At 73.5% G+C, this 18,658-nt stretch carries 20 protein-coding genes; 5 read left to right on the top strand and 15 right to left on the bottom strand.

Annotated features, from left to right (window positions below):
• Window positions 1-103: 103 nt before the first annotated feature.
• The 14 genes from NLX85_RS15050 to NLX85_RS14985 all read right to left on the bottom strand — a co-directional run bounded on the left by NLX85_RS15050 (window position 104) and on the right by NLX85_RS14985 (window position 13,074).
• Complete coding sequence (locus NLX85_RS15050) at window positions 104-517, bottom strand: DUF5130 family protein (protein ID WP_091319084.1); 414 nt, start codon at window positions 515-517, stop codon at window positions 104-106.
• Window positions 504-791 (bottom strand): hypothetical protein, encoded by a 288-nt coding sequence (locus tag NLX85_RS15045; RefSeq protein ID WP_148430771.1) that lies wholly within the window; start codon window positions 789-791, stop codon window positions 504-506. The genes NLX85_RS15050 and NLX85_RS15045 overlap by 14 nt, the downstream gene beginning before the upstream one ends.
• 74 nt (window positions 792-865) lie before the next feature.
• A complete protein-coding gene (locus NLX85_RS15040) occupies window positions 866-2,329 on the bottom strand; it encodes an amidase (protein ID WP_254335457.1) in 1,464 nt (487 codons plus the stop codon).
• A gap of 64 nt (window positions 2,330-2,393) precedes the next feature.
• Window positions 2,394-3,395, bottom strand: a complete 1,002-nt coding sequence (locus NLX85_RS15035; RefSeq protein WP_254335455.1) for an amidohydrolase family protein — start codon at window positions 3,393-3,395, stop codon at window positions 2,394-2,396.
• Complete coding sequence (locus tag NLX85_RS15030) at window positions 3,395-3,919, bottom strand: 3-hydroxyanthranilate 3,4-dioxygenase (RefSeq protein WP_254335453.1); 525 nt, start codon at window positions 3,917-3,919, stop codon at window positions 3,395-3,397. The genes NLX85_RS15035 and NLX85_RS15030 overlap by 1 nt, the downstream gene beginning before the upstream one ends.
• The gene (locus NLX85_RS15025) at window positions 3,916-4,371 is read right to left on the bottom strand and encodes a RidA family protein (protein WP_254335586.1); all 456 of its coding nucleotides are present in this window, start codon (window positions 4,369-4,371) and stop codon (window positions 3,916-3,918) included. Before NLX85_RS15025 ends, NLX85_RS15030 begins: the two co-directional genes overlap by 4 nt.
• 20 nt (window positions 4,372-4,391) lie before the next feature.
• Window positions 4,392-5,165 carry a 2-keto-4-pentenoate hydratase gene (locus NLX85_RS15020; protein ID WP_254335451.1) on the bottom strand — a complete coding sequence of 258 codons (774 nt, stop codon included), beginning with the start codon at window positions 5,163-5,165 and terminating at the stop codon, window positions 4,392-4,394.
• Window positions 5,162-6,223, bottom strand: a complete 1,062-nt coding sequence (dmpG, locus tag NLX85_RS15015; RefSeq protein WP_254335449.1) for a 4-hydroxy-2-oxovalerate aldolase — start codon at window positions 6,221-6,223, stop codon at window positions 5,162-5,164. The genes NLX85_RS15020 and dmpG overlap by 4 nt, the downstream gene beginning before the upstream one ends.
• A complete protein-coding gene (locus tag NLX85_RS15010) occupies window positions 6,220-7,149 on the bottom strand; it encodes an acetaldehyde dehydrogenase (acetylating) (RefSeq protein ID WP_254335447.1) in 930 nt (309 codons plus the stop codon). Before NLX85_RS15010 ends, dmpG begins: the two co-directional genes overlap by 4 nt.
• Entirely contained in the window at window positions 7,146-7,940 is a 795-nt protein-coding gene (locus tag NLX85_RS15005) for a 2-keto-4-pentenoate hydratase (RefSeq protein ID WP_254335445.1), read from the bottom strand. The genes NLX85_RS15010 and NLX85_RS15005 overlap by 4 nt, the downstream gene beginning before the upstream one ends.
• Before the next feature lie 65 nt (window positions 7,941-8,005).
• Window positions 8,006-9,487: a 2-hydroxymuconic semialdehyde dehydrogenase gene (locus NLX85_RS15000; RefSeq protein WP_254335585.1), complete on the bottom strand. Its 1,482-nt coding sequence runs from the start codon at window positions 9,485-9,487 to the stop codon at window positions 8,006-8,008.
• A gap of 20 nt (window positions 9,488-9,507) precedes the next feature.
• On the bottom strand, window positions 9,508-10,842 hold the full coding sequence (locus NLX85_RS14995; protein ID WP_254335443.1) for an FAD-dependent oxidoreductase: 1,335 nt from the start codon (window positions 10,840-10,842) through the stop codon (window positions 9,508-9,510).
• 55 nt (window positions 10,843-10,897) lie between these two features.
• Window positions 10,898-12,175 (bottom strand): kynureninase, encoded by a 1,278-nt coding sequence (kynU, locus tag NLX85_RS14990; protein ID WP_254335441.1) that lies wholly within the window; start codon window positions 12,173-12,175, stop codon window positions 10,898-10,900.
• Window positions 12,176-12,189: 14 nt separating this feature from the next.
• Entirely contained in the window at window positions 12,190-13,074 is an 885-nt protein-coding gene (locus tag NLX85_RS14985) for a tryptophan 2,3-dioxygenase (RefSeq protein ID WP_254335439.1), read from the bottom strand.
• 142 nt (window positions 13,075-13,216) lie between these two features.
• On the opposite strand from NLX85_RS14985, the gene NLX85_RS14980 reads away from it, so the two are divergent.
• From NLX85_RS14980 to NLX85_RS14970, 3 genes are all read left to right on the top strand, one after another.
• On the top strand, window positions 13,217-13,687 hold the full coding sequence (locus tag NLX85_RS14980) for an Lrp/AsnC family transcriptional regulator (RefSeq protein WP_254335438.1): 471 nt from the start codon (window positions 13,217-13,219) through the stop codon (window positions 13,685-13,687).
• Between the two features lie 91 nt (window positions 13,688-13,778).
• Complete coding sequence (locus tag NLX85_RS14975) at window positions 13,779-14,288, top strand: hypothetical protein (protein ID WP_254335437.1); 510 nt, start codon at window positions 13,779-13,781, stop codon at window positions 14,286-14,288.
• 13 nt (window positions 14,289-14,301) lie between these two features.
• Window positions 14,302-15,126 (top strand): class F sortase, encoded by an 825-nt coding sequence (locus tag NLX85_RS14970; RefSeq protein WP_254335433.1) that lies wholly within the window; start codon window positions 14,302-14,304, stop codon window positions 15,124-15,126.
• A gap of 7 nt (window positions 15,127-15,133) precedes the next feature.
• On the opposite strand, the gene NLX85_RS14965 is transcribed toward NLX85_RS14970, so the two are convergent.
• Entirely contained in the window at window positions 15,134-15,673 is a 540-nt protein-coding gene (locus NLX85_RS14965) for an HNH endonuclease (protein ID WP_091319047.1), read from the bottom strand.
• Between the two features lie 349 nt (window positions 15,674-16,022).
• Here NLX85_RS14965 and NLX85_RS14960 point away from each other — a divergent pair, with 349 nt between their 5' ends.
• Window positions 16,023-17,015: a mechanosensitive ion channel family protein gene (locus tag NLX85_RS14960; protein WP_374628091.1), complete on the top strand. Its 993-nt coding sequence runs from the start codon at window positions 16,023-16,025 to the stop codon at window positions 17,013-17,015.
• Between the two features lie 249 nt (window positions 17,016-17,264).
• Entirely contained in the window at window positions 17,265-18,650 is a 1,386-nt protein-coding gene (locus NLX85_RS14955) for an MFS transporter (RefSeq protein ID WP_254335429.1), read from the top strand.
• Window positions 18,651-18,658: the final 8 nt, after the last annotated feature.

Raw genomic sequence — 18,658 nt, 5'->3', positions numbered from 1 at the left:
CCCCGGCCGTTTGTCGGCCCTGGCGCCCGGCCTCGCTGACCCGGGACACGAGAAAGCCCGGCCCGCGTCGCGCGGGCCGGGCTTCGTCGTGTGCGGAAGGGGGTCAGCCCTTGCCGGCGTGGCTGGCGAGCTGGTCGAGGCCCTGGATGATGCCGCCGGCCAGGTCGCCGCCGCCGAACGAGGCCACCATGGAGAGTGCGGCCAGCTTGGCGTACGTGTCCGGGATGCGCTTGCGCGCGTACCGGCCGGTGATGATCTCGAGCTGCCGCTGGTTGGGCGACACGGCGATCAGCACGGACCGGTCCGGCTCGGCGAGCTGGCGGTGCAGTCGCCCGGCGTGCTCGCGGATCGGCTCGTCGAGGCCGCCCACGTAGACCGAGAAGACCAGGCCGGTGCCCTGGTCGGCCAGGCGGAGCGCCTCGTCGATGCGGAGCAGCTGACGGGTCGAGAACGGCCCGTCCAGGACCTCGGGCGGGTTACCGGTCCCCGTCGCGGCCTGCTTCTCACCAACGGTCACTTGCGCCTCCGGTTCCACCGGCCGGTGCCTCCCGGCCGGCCTGCTCCTGCTTGCGGCTGGTCAGCGCCGGCGCCTGCGCGCCGGCGGCCAGTGCGGTGCCGGCCGAGTCGGCCAGCTGCTCCGGGCGGCCCAGGAACCACACCGGAGTGAAGTCGAACGGCCGGCCGGGCCGGTAGCGCTTGGCGCCGCCACCGCCGCCACCACGGTTGCCCACGGCCGCCAGCCCGGCGATCACCAGCACGGCGGCCGCCGGGATGCCGACGAAGACCAGCAACGTCTCGGTAACAGACAATCCCAACGCCCCCAGGCGGAAAGAGAGACCAGGAATTTTCCGGGTCGGGTGGACGGTCAAGACGACGCGCGCCCGACTCCGCTTGTGCTGTTCACGTTAGCGGAGTCGACGGCCCGCCAGATTGCGGGGTGCTGATCCCACCCGCCACAGCCGTGCTCCAGTTGCGCGGCAGTGGCTATCAATGTCGCGTCGTCGCCGTACCGGCCGGTGAGCAGCACGCCGACCGGCATCCCGTCGCCGGTCCGGCCGACCGGCAGGGAAACGGACGGGTCGCCGGTGACGTTGAAGATGGCGCAGTACGGCGAAAACCGGCGCTGCCGGTCGAAATCCTCGGCCGGATCGAGGCTGGCGAACGCCCCCACGGGCGCCTGCGGGGCCGCCAGGGTCGGGCAGAGCAGCAGGTCGCACCCGGCGGTACGGCCCACGCCGCGGCGTACCTGGGCCTGGAGTTCGCCGAGCGCGGCCATCAGCGGACCGGCGCCGACGGCCGCCCCCCGGGCGCGGAGGAACCGGGTCAGCGGCAGCAGGTCGCTCTCCCGCTCCGGCGGCACCGGGGCGAGCGCCAGCACGTACCAGACGGTCTCGAAGAGCGGCCACGCGTCGGGGCCGAGCGGCGCGGGGACGTCGACCACCTCGTGGCCGGCCGCGGTGAGCAGCGCGGCGGCCCGGTCAACGGCGGCCACGCAGTCCGGGTGGACCGGCTCGTCGGCGAGCATCGGGGCGGTGAACCGGCCGATCCGCAGCCGACCCGGTGCGGCGTCCCGGGCGGCGCCCAGGTAGCCGCCGGTGGGCGCGGCGGGCGCCAGGTACGGCTCGCCGGGCACCGGTTGCGCCAGCACGTCGAGCAGCGCGGCCACGTCGGTCACGGTCCGGCCGAGCGGGCCGCTGATGGGCAGCCCGAACGCCCCGAAGCCGAGCGGGCCGCCGGAGACGAGCCCCCGGCTGGGCTTGTAGCCGACCAGGCCGCAGAGGGACGCCGGGATGCGCAGCGAACCGCCGCCGTCGGAGCCCTGCGCCACCGGCACGAGGCCGCCGGCCACCGCGGCCGCCGCCCCGCCGCTGGACCCGCCCGCCGTGTGGCCGAGACCCCACGGGTTGCGGGCCGGCGGCGCGACGAGCCCTTCGGAGTAGAGCGAGCAGCCCAGCTCGGAGGTGGTGGTCTTGCCGAGGCTCACCAGCCCGGCGCCGGCCATGAACCGGACCACGTCGGCGTCGACCGGCGGCACGAAGTCGGCGAAGGCGGCCGAGCCGAAGGTGGTGCGGACCCCGGCGGTGAGCGTGAGGTCCTTGATGGCGGTCGGCACCCCGTGCAGCGGGCCGCGCCGGTCCGCCGGCACGGCGTCGGCCTCGGCGGCCGCCGCCCGCGCGCGTTCCGGGGTGACGGTGACGAACGCGCCGAGGGTGTCGGCGAGCGCGTCCACCCGGCGCAGGTGGTGCTCGACCAGCTCCACGCTGGACAGCTCACCCCGGCGGATCGCGGCGGCCTGCTCCAGCGCGGTCAGGTCGTGCGGCTCGGCCATGACCCCATCCTGCCTGGTCACGGCGGCCCTCGCACTCTCCCCCGCCGCGTGCCCGCCGGGCGGGTCAGCCGTGCAGGAAGCGGAGGGCGTTGTCGCCGAGGAGCTTGGCCCGCTGCGCGTCGGTGAGGAAGTCCGCCCGGTGCACCACCTGCCCGACCGGCCGCTCCCCCAGCGGGTACGGGTAGTCGCTGCCCACAAGCACCCGGTCCTCGCCCATGGTGTCGACGAGCAGCCGCAATGCGGCCGGCTCGAAGACCACCGAGTCGACGCTGAACCGGTCGACGTAGGCGCTGGGCGGGGCGCTGGACGCGCCGCGTACCAGGTCGCCGCGGCGGTGCCAGGCGTTGTCGGCGCGGCCCAGCCAGAACGGGAAGCTGCCGCCGCCGTGCGCGAAGCAGATCCGGAGCGTGTCGGGCACCTTGTCGAAGACGCCGCCCAGGATCAGCGCCAGCACCGACAGGTGCGTCTCGGCCGGCATCCCGGTCAGCCAGCGGGCCATCCACCGGTCGAGCCGGGGGCCGCCCGGCATGTCCCACGGGTGCACGAAGACGGGCGCGCCCACCTCGGCGCAGTGGGTCAGGAACTCCACGATGCCGGCGTCGTCCAGGTCGCGGTCGCCGACGTGGTTGCCGATCTCCACCCCGGCGTGCCCGGCCGCCAGGCAGCGGTCTAGTTCGGCGCAGGCGGCGTCCGGGTCCTGCAACGGCACCTGGCAGAAGGGCACCAACCGGTCGCCCCCGGCCGCGGTGACCTCCAGGGTCAGGTCGTTGAAGATCCGGGCCACCTTCACCGCCTGGTCGGCCGGCCGGTCGTAGCTGAAGAAGACCGGGGTGGGCGAGACGACCTGCACGTCGACCCCGTCGGCGGCCATGTCGGCGAGGCGGGTCTCCGGGTCCCAGCACTCCGCGCCGACCGGCCGGAACTCCGTCTCCCCCACCATGATCATGGCGGCGCGCTCGGAGTCCACCCGGAGCCAGGGCCAGCCGGACCCGCCGCAGGCCGCGGCGAGATCCGGCCACCCCTTGGGTACGACGTGCGTGTGCACGTCGACGACGCGTCGCGGCATCAGCCCTTGCCCGGGTGCAGGGCGCCGCAGTTGCCGCAGGTGCGGGCCTTCTCGTCGGCGTAGAAATCCGCGAAGACCGGGGGCAGGTCGGCCGCGATGTCGCGCACCTGGAGCTCCACCTCGTGCACCTTGTGGCTGCACTCGGGGCAGTACCACTGGAACTTCTCCAGCGTGCCCTCCTCGCGGACCCGCTCGATCACCATGCCGATCGAGCCGGCCTCGGGGCGCTGCGGCGAGTGCGGGGTGTTGCGCGGCAGCATCCACATCTGACCCTCGCGCACGTGCACTGTACGCGGTCCCTCGGGCAACATGAGGTTGATGTGCATGTTGCCCTTGACCTGGTAGAAGAACTCCTCGTACGGGTCGACGTGGAAGTCGGTCCGCTGGTTCGGGCCGCCCACCACCATGACGATGAAGTCGTCGCTGCCCGGCAGCATCTCCTTGTTGCCCACCGGCGGCTTGAGCAGGTGCTGGTTCTCCCCGATCCAGCCCTGGAAGCTGAACGGCTCGGCGATCTCACTCATGACTGACCTCCCGACGGAAGTAGTGCCACGGCCTGCATCTCGATGAGCAGGTGCGGGTGCGGAAGCTGGTGCACGGCCACCGTGGTCCGGGTCGGTCCGGTGGCGTCGAAGAACTCCGCCCACACCTCGTTGTAGCCACCGAAGTCGTTCATGTTGACCAGGTAGCTGGTGACCTGCACGAGGTCACTCAGGTCGGCGCCGACCGAGCGGAGCAGGTCGCGGATGTTCCCGACCACCGCCCGGGTCTGGGCCCGGATGTCGAGGTCGGTGGTGCCGAACTCGTCGACCGAGACACCGGCGAAGGTGTTGTCCGGCCGGCGCGACGACGTACCCGAGACGAAGACGAACCCGCCGGCGACCTTGACGTGCGGGAAGGCGCCCCGCGGCACGGCCTTCCCGGCGACCACGCGGGCGGTCTGAGCCTTCTCTGTTCGCGACTGCGGGGCTCGCAAACCCGGCTCACTCCTCGCGCTCACGCCGACGCCTTGAGGGACGCGGTGCCGAGCTTCTCGACGACGGCGCGGACGTGCGCGCCGGGGCGCAGCGGCACGGCGGCGGTGGCCGCGCCGGCCAGGAAGACCCAGCCCTTGCGCAGCCGGACGCCGTGCCGGCCGGCCAGCCGGATGCCCTCGTCCAGCGCCCGGCGCGGGTCGCCGAGAATCGCCGCGGTCGAGCCGACCTGCGCGACCCGGCCGTCGATCTCCAGCAGCACGCCCAGGTTGTCCAGGCCCTCGGGCACGGGCGACCAGGGGCCGACGACGAACGCGGCGGCCGAGGTGTTGTCGGCCACGACGTCCGGCAGGGAGAAGGTGAAGTTGGCGTACCGGGAGTCGATCAGCTCGATGGCCGGCGCCACGGCGCGGACGGCCCGGGTGAACGCGCCGACCGGCTCGCCCGGCTCGGGGAGGCGGTCCAGCAGGAACGCCACCTCCGGCTCGACCCGGGGGTGGATGAAGTCGGCCACGTCGACCGTGCCGCCGTCGGGCACCCGCATCACGTCGGTCAGCCGGCCCCAGATCACCTCGTCCACACCGACCTGGGCCATCTTCGCCTTGCTGGTCAGCCCCATCTTCAGCCCGACCAGCCGCTCACCGCGGTCGAGGCGGCGCTTCAGCAGTGCGGCCTGCACCGCGTACGCGGCGTCCACGTCGAGGCCCGTCTCGGCGGCGAGCTGCGGGATCGCGGTGGCCGTGTCGGCCGCCGCGCCCAGCTTCTCGGCGATCCCCGCGATGTCCGGCCCGATCATGAGTTCTCCTTACCGGCCAGGTCGAGTGCCACGTCCACGATCATGTCCTCCTGGCCGCCGACCATCCGGCGCCGGCCCAGCTCGACCAGGATCGAGCGGACGTCCACCCCGTACTTCGCGGAGGCGCGCTCGGCGTGGCGGAGGAAGCTGGAGTAGACGCCCGCGTACCCGAGGGAGAGCGTCTCCCGGTCGACCTGGACCGGCCGGTCCTGGAGCGGGCGGACCAGGTCGTCGGCCGCGTCCATGAGCGCGAACACGTCGCAGCCGTGCTTCCAGCCGTGCAGTTCGGCGACCGCCACGAAGACCTCCAGCGGGGCGTTGCCGGCGCCCGCGCCCATGCCGGCCAGCGACGCGTCCACCCGGACGGTCCGCCCGTGCGGGGCGTCCGCGCCGGCCGGCCCGGGGCCGGGGATCCGGCCGTGCTCGACGGCCAGCACGCTGTTGGCCACGCCGAGGGACAGGTTGTGGTGGGCGTGGATGCCGATCTGCGTCTCCGGGTCGAGCACCTGCCGGTACGCGTCGACCCGCTGCGCCACGTCGGACATGAGCAGCCGCCCGCCGGAGTCGGTGACGTAGACGCAGTGCGCTCCGTACGACTCCATGAGCTTGGCCTGGGCGGCCAGCCCGGCCGGGTCGTTCATGTGCGACATCATGAGGAACCCGGAGACGTCCATGCCGTTCTCCCGGGCCCAGGAGATGTGCTGGGCGGAGATGTCCGCCTCGGTGCAGTGGGTGGCGATCCGGACGCTTGTCACCCCGAGCGCCTTGGCCGCCCTGAGGTCGGCGATGGTGCCGATGCCGGGCAGCAGCAGGGTGGTGAGCCGCGCGCTGGTCAGCACCTCGGCGGCGGCGGAGATCCAGTCGGCGTCGCCGGCCGCGCCGTGGCCGTAGTTGACGCTGGAGCCGGCCAGCCCGTCGCCGTGCGCCACCTCGATGGCGGCCACCCCGGCCGCGTCGAGCGCGGCCGCGATGGTCCGCACCTGGTCCACCGTGTACCGGTGGGCGATGGCGTGCATGCCGTCGCGCAGCGTCACGTCCTGGATGTAGAGGTCGGTCATTGCGCGGCCGCCTTTCGGAGCGTGACCAGTCGCTCCGCGGTGCGCAGCGCGGCCGAGGTCATGATGTCCAGGTTCCCGGCGTACGCGGGCAGGTAGTGCCCGGCGCCGGAGACCTCCAGGAAGACCGAGACCTGGAGCCCGGTGAAGTGCCGGCCCAGCACCGGCGCGTACGTGTCCACCCGGTCGAACTGCACGTCCTGCTTGAGGCGGTAGCCCGGGACGTACTCCTGCACGGTCTTCACCATGTCGGCCACCGAGGCGGCGATCGCGGTCCGGTCGGCGTCGGCGTCCGGGCAGAGGCAGTAGACGGTGTCCCGCATGAGCAGCGGCGGGTCGGCCGGGTTCAGCACGATGATGGCCTTGCCGCGCTCGGCGCCGCCGACCACCTCGATGGCCCGGGCCGTGGTCTCGGTGAACTCGTCGATGTTGGCCCGGGTGCCCGGCCCGGCCGACTTCGAGGCGATCGAGGCCACGATCTCCCCGTACGCGACCGGGGTGACCCGGCCGACCGCGTGCACGATCGGCACGGTGGCCTGCCCGCCGCAGGTCACCATGTTCACGTTGGGCTGGTGCAGGTGCTCGTCGAGGTTGACCGGCGGGACCACGTACGGGCCGATGGCGGCCGGGGTCAGGTCGACCACGGTCCGGCCGTGCGCCCGCAGCACCGCGTCGTGGCGCTGGTGCGCGCCGGCCGAGGTGGCGTCGAAGACCAGCTCCACGTCGGCGAACTCGGGCATGGCCACCAGGCCGTCGACGCCCTCGGCGGTGGTCGCGACGCCGAGCCGGCGGGCCCGGGCGAGACCGTCGGACTCCGGGTCGATCCCGGCCATGGCCACCATGCGCAGCTCGCCACTGAGCCGCAGCACCTTGATCATCAGGTCGGTGCCGATGTTGCCCGACCCGAGCACCGCCACTCCGACACTCATCGCGTCTCCTTCGAGAAGCAGGTCCGCACCGAGCCGAGCCCGGAGATCCGTGCCTCGTACGCCGCTCCGGGCGTCACGGGCACCATGGGGCCGAGCGCCCCGGAGAGCACCACGTCCCCGGCCTTCAGCGGGTCGCCGGCGCGGGCCATCGTGCCGGCCAGCCACTCCAGGGCGTGCAGCGGGTTGCCGAGGCAGGCCGCCCCGGCGCCGACCGAGACCGGCTCGCCGGCGTGCTCCAGCACCATGCCGCAGAGCCGCAGGTCCACGTCGGCCAGCCGGCGGGGCGCGGTGCCGAGCACGAACAGCCCGCTGGAGGCGTTGTCCGCCACGGTGTCCACGATGGAGATGTCCCAACCGGCGATCCGCGAGTCGACGATCTCGATAGCCGGCAGCACGTGGTCGACGGCCCGGATCAGGTCCACGGTGGTGACCCGCTCGTCGGGCAGGTCGGCGCCGAGCACGAAGGCGATCTCCGCCTCCACCCGGGGCTGGAGCAGCCGGCTCATCGGCACCTCGACGCCGTCACCGACGGCCATGTCGTCGAAGAGCACCCCGAAGTCGGGCTGGAAGACGCCGAAGTTCTCCTGCACGGCGCGGGAGGTGAGACCGATCTTCGCGCCCACGCGGCGGTGGCCCTTGCCGAGCCGCTGCCGCGTGTAGACCTGCTGCACCTGGTAGGCCGCCTCGATGTCGCCCTCCGGCAGCAGCCGCCCGCGCAGCGGCGGGCACGGCTTCTCCTCCTGCCGGGCCACGGCCAGCTCCCGGTTGGCGGCTTCGATGTCGACGGTCATGCCGGCTCCTCGCTGCGTTCGCTTGGGACGCCGGCCATTCTGCCCGCTCCGCGCACTCCGCTCGGTCATGAGAGGTCCACGCAGACGTTTGTGAGTTCCGAGTAGAAGTCGAGCGAGTGCACGCCACCCTCCCGGCCGATGCCGGACGCCTTCACGCCGCCGAACGGGGTGCGCAGGTCGCGCAGGAACCAGGTGTTCACCCAGACGATGCCGGCGTCCAGCCGCGACCCGGCCCGGTGCGCCCGCCCCACGTCGCGGGTCCAGACCGTCGCCGCCAGGCCGTACTCGGTGCCGTTGGCCAGGGCGTACGCCTCGTCCTCGTCGTCGAACGGCGCGACGTGCACCACCGGACCGAAGATCTCCTCCCGGTTGGTGCGGGCGTCGGGCCCCAGCCCGGTGAGCACGGTCGGCTGCACGTACGCGCCGCCGTCGCGGGCGTCGCCGAAGCGCGGCGTGCCGCCCCCGGCGCGCACCTCGGCGCCCTCGGTGCGGGCCAGCTCGTAGTGGCCGAGCACCTTGTCCCGGTGGGTGTGCGAGATCAGCGGCATGTTCACGGTGGCCTCGTCGGCCGGCCACCCGTACGCCAGCTCGTCGGCGCGCTTGGCCAGCCGGGCCGTGAACTCCTCGAAGACCGGCCGCTGCACGTAGATCCGCTCGGTACAGAGGCAGACCTGGCCGCCGTTGGTGAAGCTGGACCGGACCGAGCCGGCGACCGCCGCGTCCAGGTCGGCGTCGGCGAAGACCAGGCCGGCGTTCTTGCCGCCCAGCTCGAAGCTGACCGCCTTCACCCCGTCGGCGGCGGCCCGCATGATGGCGCTGCCGGTGGCCGACTCCCCGGTGAAGGTGATCGCGTCGACGCCCGGGTGCCGGGTCAGGTGCTCGCCGGCCGAGCCGGGGCCGAAGCCGTGCACCAGGTTGAACACGCCCTCGGGCACGCCCGCCTCGGCCATCACCTCGGCCAGCAGGGTCGCCGACGCCGGGGTCTCCTCGCTGGGCTTGACCACCACGGCGTTGCCGCAGGCCAGGGCCGGGGCGACCTTCCAGGTGAGCAGGAGCAGCGGCAGGTTCCACGGCACGATGATCGCCACCACGCCGACCGGCTTGCGGACGGCGTAGTTCAGCGCCCGGCCGCCGGTCGCGGTGACCGTGGTGAACGACTCGGTCGGCGCGGTCGCCACGATCTCGGCGAACGCGCGGAAGTTGGCGGCCCCGCGCGGGATGTCCAGCGTGCGGGCCTGCGAGATGGCCTTGCCGGTGTCGGCCACCTCGGCGGCCACCAGGTCGTCGAAGCGGCGTTCCAGCTCGTCGGCGACCCGGCGGAGCACCTCGGCGCGCTCCCGCTCGCCCATCCGGCCCCACGGGCCGCGCAGCGCCGCCCGGGCCGCGGTGACCGCGTCGTCCACGACGGACTCGCCGGCCTCGACCACCTCGAACACCGGCTCGCCGGTCACCGGGCTGCGCTTGGTGAACCGCGGCCCGGCGTCGGTGAACGAGCCACCCACGAAGTTGCGCAGCAGGCCGGGGCCGTCCGGCGCGTGCCCGGCCATCAGCCGGGGATCCCAGAGGGTCATGCCCGCCTCCCTCGGCCGAGCGCCGCCGCCGCACCGGCCAGCGCCACCAGCGCGCCGGCCGCCACCGCCCCCACCACTCCGTACTGCCGGCGCACCCGGCGGCGCACCTCGGCATACGGGGTGGTGGAGAAGGAGACCAGCTCGTACTGCGAGACGTAGCGGCCGGGCAGGGCGCGCTCCAGCGCGTGCTCGATCTTCTTGCGGGTCTGGAACACCGGCGAGGCGACCTTGTCCCGCATCTCCACGAAGTTGGTCAGCGCCATCCGGGCGATCGCCTCGGCGTTGGCCTGCCGGCGGTGCTGGAACAGCGGCAGCGCCGACGCCCACTGGTCGCCGCACTCGTCCAGGCAGCGGTCCAGCTCGACCACGTCCTCGAACGCGCAGTTCGCGCCCTGGCCGTAGAACGGCACGATGGCGTGCGCCGCGTCGCCGAGCAGGCCGACCCTGCCGGCCACCTGCCACGGCGTGCAGCGGACCGTGCCGAGCACACCGACCGGGTTGTGCTGGTAGTCGTCGACCAGGTTCGGCGCGAGCGGCACCAGGTCCGGGTAGTGGGTGGCGAAGTACGTCTCGATGGCGGCCGGGCTGCCCAGCGAGGCGAAGCTCTGGGTGCCGTGGGTCGGCCAGAACAGCGTGCAGGTGAAGGAGCGGTCCGGGTTGGGCAGCGCGATCATCATCGAGGTGCCGCGCGGCCAGATGTGCAGCGCGCCCGGGTCCAGGGCGAACTCGCCGCCGATCGGCGGGATGGTGAGTTCCTTGTAGCCATAGTCGAGGAAGTCCAGGCTCTCGGTCACCGCCCCGTACGCCAGCAGTTGCCCGCGCACGGCGGAGCCGGCGCCGTCGGCGCCCAGCACGACCGACGCGGTCTCGGTGACCTTGCCCTGCGGGGTCTCGAAGGTCATCTCGCCACTGGTCGGGTCGAGCCCGACGAGCCGGTGGTCGAAGGCGATCCGCACGCCGGGCAGCGCGGCGGCGGCGTCCAGCAGCGCGTTGTTCAGCGCGCCCCGGCTGATCGAGTTGATCGCCCGGTCGCCGGAGACGCTGTACGACTGGAACTGCGGCTCCCCCTCCACCGGGTGGATCATCCGGCCGCGCATCGGCAGCGCGTCGGTCATCACCTGGTGGTCCAGGCCGATCCGGCGCAGCGCGTCCAGCCCGCGCTCGGAGAGCGCCAGGTTGATCGAGCGTCCCCGCTCGACCTTGCCGGTGCGCGGGTCCGGCCGGCGCTCGTAGAGGGCGACCGGGTAGCCGCGCCGGGCCAGGAAGCAGGCCAGCAGGCAGCCGGCCAGCCCGGCGCCGACGACGGCGATCTCCTCGCGCTCGGCGTTCACTGTGCCTCCTTCGTTCGCGACTGCGGGGCTCGCAAACCCGACTCACTCCTCGCGCTCACCGGGTCACCTCCACGGTCGCGGCCAGCGCGTCGGCAACCCGCCAGCAGTCGTGGTACGTCGAGTAGAGCGGCACCGGGGCGAACCGGACGACGTCCGGCTCCCGGGCGTCGGCGATCACGCCGTGCTCGTGCCGCAGCCGCTTGGTCAGCTCGCTGGCGCTGCCCGCACCGATCCGGACCGAGAGCTGGCAGCCCCGGCGCTCCGCGTCGCGCGGGGTGATGACGGTCAGCGGCCGGTCCGCGGTCACCTCGTCGAGCAGCCGCTCCAGGTAGCCGGTGAGCCGGAGGCTGCGCTCGCGCAGCGCGGGCATGCCGACCGCGTCGAACAGCTCCAGCGAGGTGCGCACCGGGCCCATCGCGAAGATCGGCGGGTTGGAGATCTGCCACGCCTCGACGGTGGCCGGCGGGCGGGAGACCGGGGTCATCTCGAACCGGGTGGCCGCCTCGGTGCTCCACCAGCCCTCGAAGCGGGGCAGGCCGGGGTCGCCGAGGTGGCGCTCGTGGACGAAGACGCCGGCCAGCGCGCCGGGGCCGGAGTTCAGGTACTTGTAGGAGCACCAGGCGGCGAAGTCGACGTCCCAGTCGTGCAGCGAGAGCGGCACGTTGCCGGCCGCGTGCGCCAGGTCCCAGCCGACCACCGCGCCGGCGGCCCGCCCCGCGGCGGTGATCGCCGGGATGTCCATCAGCTCGCCGGTCAGGTAGTTGACCCCGCCGAGCAGCAGCAGCGCCACGGTGTGCCCCTCGGCGGCCAGGAAGTCGAGCACGTCCTGCGTCCGCAGGGTGTCCTCGCCGGGGCGCGGCTTCAGCCGGACGACGGCGGTGTCCGGGTCGAGGCCGTGGAAGCGGGCCTGGCTGCGCACGGCGTAGCTGTCCGAGGGGAAGGCGCTGTCCTCGATGACGATCCGGGTCCGCTCCCCCGCCGGCCGGTAGAAGCTCACCATCAGCAGGTGCAGGTTGACCGTAAGGGAGTTCATCACCACGGTCTCCGCGGGGCGGGCGCCGACCAGTCGCGCGGCCGGCGCGGTCAGCAGTTCGTGGTACGGCAGCCAGGGCCGCTCCGCCTCCAGGTGCCCCTCCACGCCCAGCCGCCGCCAGGCGTCCAGGTCGGCGAGGAGTTCCTCGCGGGTGGCCCGGGGTTGCAGGCCCAGCGAGTTGCCGGCCAGGTACGCCACCTCGGGGTGGCGCCCACCCTCGGCCGGCGGAACGAGGAACAGGTGCCGGTGGCCGGGGTCGGCGGCGTCGCGGGCGCGGGCGTCTTCTTCGGGGGTGTGCATGCTGCTCTCTCCGGTCACATCGCGGTACGGGCGGACCACAGCTCCGGGAATACCACCCGGGCCATGCTCCGCTGCAACCAGGCCAGCCCGGCGGAGCCGCCGCTGCCGACCTTGGCGCCCATCGAGCGCTGCACCGCCTTGATGTGGTGCCAGCGCCAGTCGCTGAACCCTTCGGCCACCTCGGTCAGCGCGTCGCCGAGCAGGCGAAGGTGGTTGTCGGGGCCGCCGTCGGCGTAGATCCGCACCCAGGCCGCCTCGACGGCGGGGTGCGACTCGTGCTCGGTCGCCACGTCCCGCTCCAGCAGGTCGGCGGGCAGCTCGAAGCCGCGCCGGGCGAGCAGCGCCACCACGTCGTCCCAGAGGCTCGGCGTGCTCAGCGCGGCGGTCAGCTCGGCGTGCACCTCGGCCTGCCGGCGGAACGGGCGGATCAGCGCCGGGTCGCGCAGGCCGAGCAGGAACTCCAGCTGCCGGTACATGGCCGACTGGAAGCCGGAGCCCTCGCCGAGCCGGTCGCGGAACCGGTTGAAGTCCGCCGGGGTCATCCAACGCAGCCCCTGCCAGGCGGCGTTGAGCCCCTCCAGGTGCAGGGCGGCCCGGCGCAGCGGGGGCAGCGCGTCCCAGACCCGGTTGGCCCGCAGCTCGCGCTGGGCGTGCCGCAGCTCGTGGCAGGTCAGCTTGAAGTACAGCTCCATGATCTGGCTGACCATCAGGAAGGACATCTCGCCCGGGTCGTCGCTGAGCGGCTGCTGGAGCTGGTGCAGCGTGCTGGCGTGCACGTAGGCGTCGTAGGGCACCCGGTCGGCGAACTCCAGGGTCGGCTCGCCGCCGTTGCGCGCCGCGCGGACCGCCCGCTGCTGCGAGGTCGCCGGCCGCACCGCCGTCGTCTGTTCCACCGTCATCTCCCTTCGTACGCCGGGGTAGACGACATGATGCCGCCGGTTGATCCGCAGATGGAATGCCTGTTCAACGGCGGTACCGTGGTATCACCTGTCGAGCCGAAGGCGTGCCCGGCGCATCACTTCACGAAGGAAAGGTCCCCGCGTGGACGACATGGACTGGGCCCTGCTGCGCGAACTCCAGGCCGATGCTCGGCTCTCCTACAGCGAGCTGTCCCGCCGGGTGCACCTCTCCCCGCCCGCGGTGGCCGAGCGGGTGCGCCGGCTGGAGGAGTCCGGGGTGATCACCGGCTACCACGCGCACGTGGACCTGACCCGGGCCGGCCGGACCGTGCTCGCGCTGATCCGAATGTCCTGCTACGGGTCGCGCTGCATCCTCAACGACCCGGAGGTGGCGGACTGGCCGGAGATCATGGAGATCCACCGGATCACCGGCGACGCGTGCAGCATGCTCAAGGTGGCCGCCGGCACGATGGGCGAGTTCGAGGGGGTCATCGACCGGCTCGCCCCGTACGGCCAGCCGTCCAGCACGATGGTGCTCTCCACGCCGCTGGACTGGCACCCGGTCACCCCGCTCCCGCCCGCCGGACCGTCCGCCGCCGGCCGGCGCCGCTGATCCGCCCCGGGTTTGCCCCCGGACCAGGGGGAATGCAGCCCGCGCTGCCCGTCAGCAGGATTCCGGTGCACCGCACCGGAAGGGGGGAATCATGCGAGGGCTCCTGTCACACCGCGCACTCCGGGGCGTTCTGAGCTTGGTCGGCCTGATCGCGGCGTTCGTCCTGGCCACGGCCTCCCCGGTGCGCGCCGGGGAGAACGTGTTCGTCGAGGTCACACCCAACAGCGCCCAGGCCGGCACCCGGGTGAGCATCCGGGCCAGTTGCGACAACAACAACGACCGGCAGGCCCAGGTCACCTCCGACGCCTTCGGGCGGGTGATGCTCCGGCCGGACAACGGCTTCCTGACCGGGGCGGTCACCATCCCCGGCAACAAGGCGCCCGGCGACTACCCGGTGAACCTGGAGTGCTCCAACGGCCAGGCCGCCTCCACCATGCTCACCGTGCTGAACATGGCCCAGCCGAGCAAGGGCCCGGCGACCGGTGGAGGGGGCACCGCGGGCGGCCGGGGCGCCGGTTCGCTGCTGCTGGTCGGCGGACTGGTCGCGGTCGCCGTGGTGGCCGGGGTGGGTGCCCGCCGCAAGACCGGTAGCCGCTTCTGACGGGGGTGCCGCCATGGCCCGCCAACCGCGCCGCGCCCGCCGGGGCCGGCACCGGGCCGGGTCCCGGGTCGGCGCCGGGCTGCGACTGGTGTCCCGCGTCTCGCGCCGGTTCACCCGCGCCGCCGGGCACGCCTTCTCGGCCAGCGTCACCACCGCCGACCCGCACGCCCGCCCGGTGCCGCCGCGCCCCGCCCCCGCCGCCGGCCGCTGGCGGTACGCCGCCCAGCGCGGCCCCGGCGTCCCGGTGCTGGTCGTCGCGGCGCTCATGGCGCTCATCGTGGCCATGCTCGGGGTGGAACAGCTGACCGGCATCAGCGTGCTGCCGGCACAACTCACCGCCGGGCTGCGCCCGCCGCCGAAGAAGTTCCCCGTGCTGTCCGGCAGCCCGCCGACGGACCTCACGATCAGCAAGATCGACCTCCGGGCGCCCGTGCACCGGGTCGGCATCGCCCAGGACGGCAGCATCGCGGTGCCGGACCTCGGCCGGGCCGGCGAGGCCGGCTGGTACGACAAGGGCCCCACCCCCGGCCAGTACGGTCCGGCGGTCATCGTGGGGCACGTCGACACCACCACGGGGCCGGCCGTCTTCCACGACCTCAAGGACCTCGACGACGGCGACCGGATCGAGGTGACCCGGCAGGACCGCTCGGTGGCCGTCTTCGAGGTGACCTCGATCGAGCGGTACGGCAAGGAGCGGCTGCCGGTGCGGGAGGTCTACGGCGACTTCAGCCGCCCGAACCTGCGGCTGATCACCTGCGGCGGCCGCTGGGTGGGGGGCGAGACCGGCTACGCGGACAACCTGGTGGTCTACGCCTCGCTGGTGAAGGCGCGGCGGTAAGCGCCGCTCAGGCCGCCTCGGTCTCCGGCTCGCGGAGGTCGAGCCAGTCGGCCCAGCGGGGGTCGGGCGCGCGGTGGCCGAGCACCCGCCAGGCCGTGCCCTTCGGGGCCGCCGGCAGGTTGTGCAGCCGCCAGCCCAGCTCGGCCGGCGTCTTGTCGCCCTTGGTGTGGTTGCAGCGCGCGCAGGCGGCGACCACGTTCTCCCAGGCGTGCCGGCCGCCCCGGCTGCGCGGGAAGACGTGGTCGATGGTCTCCGCCGGGCCGCGGCAGTAGGCGCAGCGCCAGCCGTCCCGGGCGAAGATCGCCCGGCGGGAGAGCCCGACGTGGGTGCGGTAGGGAACCCGGACGTAGCGGGTCAGCCGGACCACCGAGGGGACCGGGAGCGCGTTGCGCGCGCTGTGCAGGATGCCTTCGCCGTCGGCCACGCAGACGGCTTTGGCGGAGAGCACGAGGATCGCGGCGCGACGCACCGACACGACGCACAGGGGCTCATAGGTGGCGTTGAGAACGAGCGCACCGGAGCCCGCCGTGGGTCGTATGTCAGGCATCGCGCTCACCCTCCCGGTCCAGCCGCTCCGGCCACCATGGCGCCGGGCGCACCCCGCGGGCAGCGGGGAACGACACCGACGCCGGCCGGATCACCGACGTCCGTTGCGCCAATAGTCCCTGATCGCGCCCCGGATTGCACGCACTAATCCGGGGTACCCTCGGGAAGCTGTATCCGCCTGTGCCACGATGACCGGTTCCGCCCGGCATGATCGGTTGGCCGCCCCATCCGCGGGAGGCGGGCGGGTCGCCAGCGGGCGCCCAGCGACCTTGCGGTACGAAAGCAGGGTGAGTCCCGTCAACCTGCTGCTCCCTGCGTTGTCCGCCGTCGAGCCGAGCCCGTCCCCGTCCGTGGACTGCCGCACCGACACCTGGTGCAAGAACGTCTACGACATCACCGGCTCGGCCTGGTTCGCCGAGGGCAGCTACTGGATCGTCCTGAAGCCGCTGCGGATCGCGCTGATCCTGCTGCTCGCCGTGGCCGCCCGCTGGGCGCTGCACCGGACCATCAACCGGCTGGTCCGGACCACCACCGAGAGCGCCGTGCCCACCATGCTCCGCCCGCTGCGCGAGCGGATCCCCAGCGCCACCCTCGACCCGGAGCAGTTCGTGCCGGAGCGGCGGCGCCAGCGCGCCGAGGCCATCGGCTCGGTGCTGCGCAGCATGGTCACGGCGTTCATCTTCGGCATCGCGCTGCTCATGGTGCTCAAGGAGTTCAGCTTCGACCTGGCGCCGCTGCTGGCCAGCGCCGGCATCGCCGGCGTGGCCCTCGGCTTCGGCGCGCAGAGCCTGGTCAAGGACCTGATCGCCGGCCTGTTCATGCTGATCGAGGACCAGTACGGCGTCGGCGACACGGTCGACCTGGGCGAGGCGACCGGCGTGGTGGAGGCGGTGGGCCTGCGGGTCACCACGGTCCGGGACGGCCGGGGCGTGCTCTGGTACATCCGCAACGGCGAGATCGTCCGGGTCGGCAACAAGAGCCAGGGCTGGGCCCTCGTCGTGGTCGACCTGCCGATCGGTTTCGCCGGCACCGAGGAGGCCACCGCGGTGCTGCGTACGGCGGCCGCCTCGGTCGCCCTGGACCCGGAGCTGTCGCCGCAGATCGTCGAGCAGCCGGAGGTGCTCGGCGTCGAGCAGATGACGGTCGACGGTGCGGTGATCCGTACCGTGGTCAAGACCACCGCCGACGGGCAGTTCGCGGTCGGCCGCGAGCTGCGCCGGCGGCTCGCCGAGGCGCTGGAGAACTCGGGCATCACCGCGCGGATCGCGGCCGGCCGGCTCTACCCGGGGCTGCCGCCCCGCGCCGCGACGCCGGGCGAGACGGGCACCGGCGGGGCCACCTGACGCCGGTCTCCGGTCGGCGGGACCGGCGGGACGATTTTCGGGGGTCGCGCACCGCGCGGCCCCTCGGGTATCGTCCGTTCGTTCAGTCGGAGATGCGACGATCAATCCGTTCACCCTAGCCAGTTGTCAGACGATCGGGCAGAATCCGGTGAACACGCTCCCCAAAGGAGCGTGCTCGTGTCCTCGCTGATCCGTAGATCTGACGACGGTTCCCAGGTCGGGCCATCAAGAGTGGCCGATCCGGGAACGATGGAGGCGACGGTGTCCGACGAGCGACCCACCCAGGAGGGCCCGGCCAGCTTCCGCGATCTGTTCAGCCTCGCGGAGTTCCGCGTCCTCTTCGCGGCAAGCGCTCTGTCCTGGATCGGTGACTACGTCGCGAAGGCCGCGGTCACCGTCCTGGTCTACCGGCAGACCGACTCGGTGGCGCTCTCGGCCGCCGCGTTCGCGGCGAGCTACCTGCCCTGGCTGGTCGGCGGTCCGCTGCTCTCCGCGCTCGCGGAGCGCTACCGGTACCGGCAGGTCATGGTGGCCTGCGACCTGGTGCGGATGGCCCTCATGGTGCTGGTCGCCCTGCCCGGGATGCCGTCCTGGGCGATCCTCGCCCTGGTCTTCGCGACCACGCTGGCCAACCCGCCGAGCCAGGCCGCCCGGTCCGCGCTGATGCCGCAGATCCTGGCCGGCGACCGGCTGGTGCTCGGCCTGTCGGTCTCCGCGAGCACCGGGCAGGCCGCCCAGGTCCTCGGCTACCTGCTCGGCGCGGCGATCGCCGTGGTCAACCCGGCCGCCGCGCTGCTGATCAACGCGGCCACCTTCGGCCTCTCTGCCGCGCTGGTCCGCTTCGGCCTGCGGAACCGGCCGCCCGCCATGACCGAGGCGCACCGCAGTCACCTGCTGCGGGAGACCGCCGAGGGGTTCCGGCTCGTCTTCGGCCGCCCGGTGCTGCGCGCCATCGCCGTGCTGGTCTTCAGCGCGATGGTCTTCTCGATCGTCCCCGAGGGGCTCGCGGCGGCCTGGGCCGCCGAGCGGAGCGGGGACGGCATGGACACCGGCACGGCCCAGGCGGTCATCATGGCCGCCAACCCGGTCGGCTACATCCTCGGCGGCCTGATGGTGGGGCGGCTCGTCGCCCCGGCCCGCCGGCTGGCCCTGATGCGCCCGCTCGCGGTGATCGCCCCGGCGGTGCTCGTCCCGGCGCTGCTCGACCCGCCGCCGATCGTGGTGGCGCTCCTCGCGGCCGCGTGCGGCTTCGCGGTGGCCGGGCTCATCCCGGTCGCCAACGGCCTCTTCGTCCAGGCGCTGCCGGACGGCTACCGGGCCCGCGCGTTCGGCGTGATGGCCAGCGGGACCCAGATCATCCAGGGCGCCGCCGTGCTCGCCACGGGCGCCCTCGCCGAACGGTTCACCATCCCCTCGGTGGTCGGGCTGTGGAGCGCCGCCGGCGTGCTGCTGATGCTCCTCGCGGTGCTCACCTGGCCGCGCCCCGACACGATCGAGGCGGCCGTCGAGGTCGCCCGCGCGGAGTCCGCCGCGACGGCCGCCATGGCGGGGCGCGGCACGCACACCCCGGCCCGGGCGACGGCGGTGGCCGACCGGGCCGGCGAGCGCAGCCGGCGCCGGCACGCGGTGACCTGAGTCCCGCT

The organism is Micromonospora sp. A3M-1-15, from assembly GCF_024213425.1.
Lineage (GTDB): Bacteria > Actinomycetota > Actinomycetes > Mycobacteriales > Micromonosporaceae > Micromonospora > Micromonospora chersina.
Note: the sequence above shows the minus strand (reverse complement) of the source record. Positions and strands in the feature narration are given on the sequence as shown.

Excerpts from the sequence above, each read along its gene's own strand:
- NLX85_RS15040 (WP_254335457.1), bottom strand. The coding sequence starts at position 2,329 with ATGGCCGAGCCGCACGACCTGACCGCGCTGGAGCAGGCCGCCGCGATC.
- NLX85_RS15035 (WP_254335455.1), bottom strand. The coding sequence starts at position 3,395 with ATGCCGCGACGCGTCGTCGACGTGCACACGCACGTCGTACCCAAGGGG.
- NLX85_RS15030 (WP_254335453.1), bottom strand. The coding sequence starts at position 3,919 with ATGAGTGAGATCGCCGAGCCGTTCAGCTTCCAGGGCTGGATCGGGGAG.
- NLX85_RS15020 (WP_254335451.1), bottom strand. The coding sequence starts at position 5,165 with ATGATCGGGCCGGACATCGCGGGGATCGCCGAGAAGCTGGGCGCGGCG.
- dmpG (WP_254335449.1), bottom strand. The coding sequence starts at position 6,223 with ATGACCGACCTCTACATCCAGGACGTGACGCTGCGCGACGGCATGCAC.
- NLX85_RS15010 (WP_254335447.1), bottom strand. The coding sequence starts at position 7,149 with ATGAGTGTCGGAGTGGCGGTGCTCGGGTCGGGCAACATCGGCACCGAC.
- NLX85_RS15005 (WP_254335445.1), bottom strand. The coding sequence starts at position 7,940 with ATGACCGTCGACATCGAAGCCGCCAACCGGGAGCTGGCCGTGGCCCGG.
- NLX85_RS15000 (WP_254335585.1), bottom strand. The coding sequence starts at position 9,487 with ATGGCCGGGCACGCGCCGGACGGCCCCGGCCTGCTGCGCAACTTCGTG.
- kynU (WP_254335441.1), bottom strand. The coding sequence starts at position 12,175 with ATGCACACCCCCGAAGAAGACGCCCGCGCCCGCGACGCCGCCGACCCC.
- NLX85_RS14985 (WP_254335439.1), bottom strand. The coding sequence starts at position 13,074 with ATGACGGTGGAACAGACGACGGCGGTGCGGCCGGCGACCTCGCAGCAG.
- NLX85_RS14975 (WP_254335437.1), top strand. The coding sequence starts at position 13,779 with ATGCGAGGGCTCCTGTCACACCGCGCACTCCGGGGCGTTCTGAGCTTG.
- NLX85_RS14970 (WP_254335433.1), top strand. The coding sequence starts at position 14,302 with ATGGCCCGCCAACCGCGCCGCGCCCGCCGGGGCCGGCACCGGGCCGGG.
- NLX85_RS14965 (WP_091319047.1), bottom strand. The coding sequence starts at position 15,673 with ATGCCTGACATACGACCCACGGCGGGCTCCGGTGCGCTCGTTCTCAAC.
- NLX85_RS14955 (WP_254335429.1), top strand. The coding sequence starts at position 17,265 with ATGGAGGCGACGGTGTCCGACGAGCGACCCACCCAGGAGGGCCCGGCC.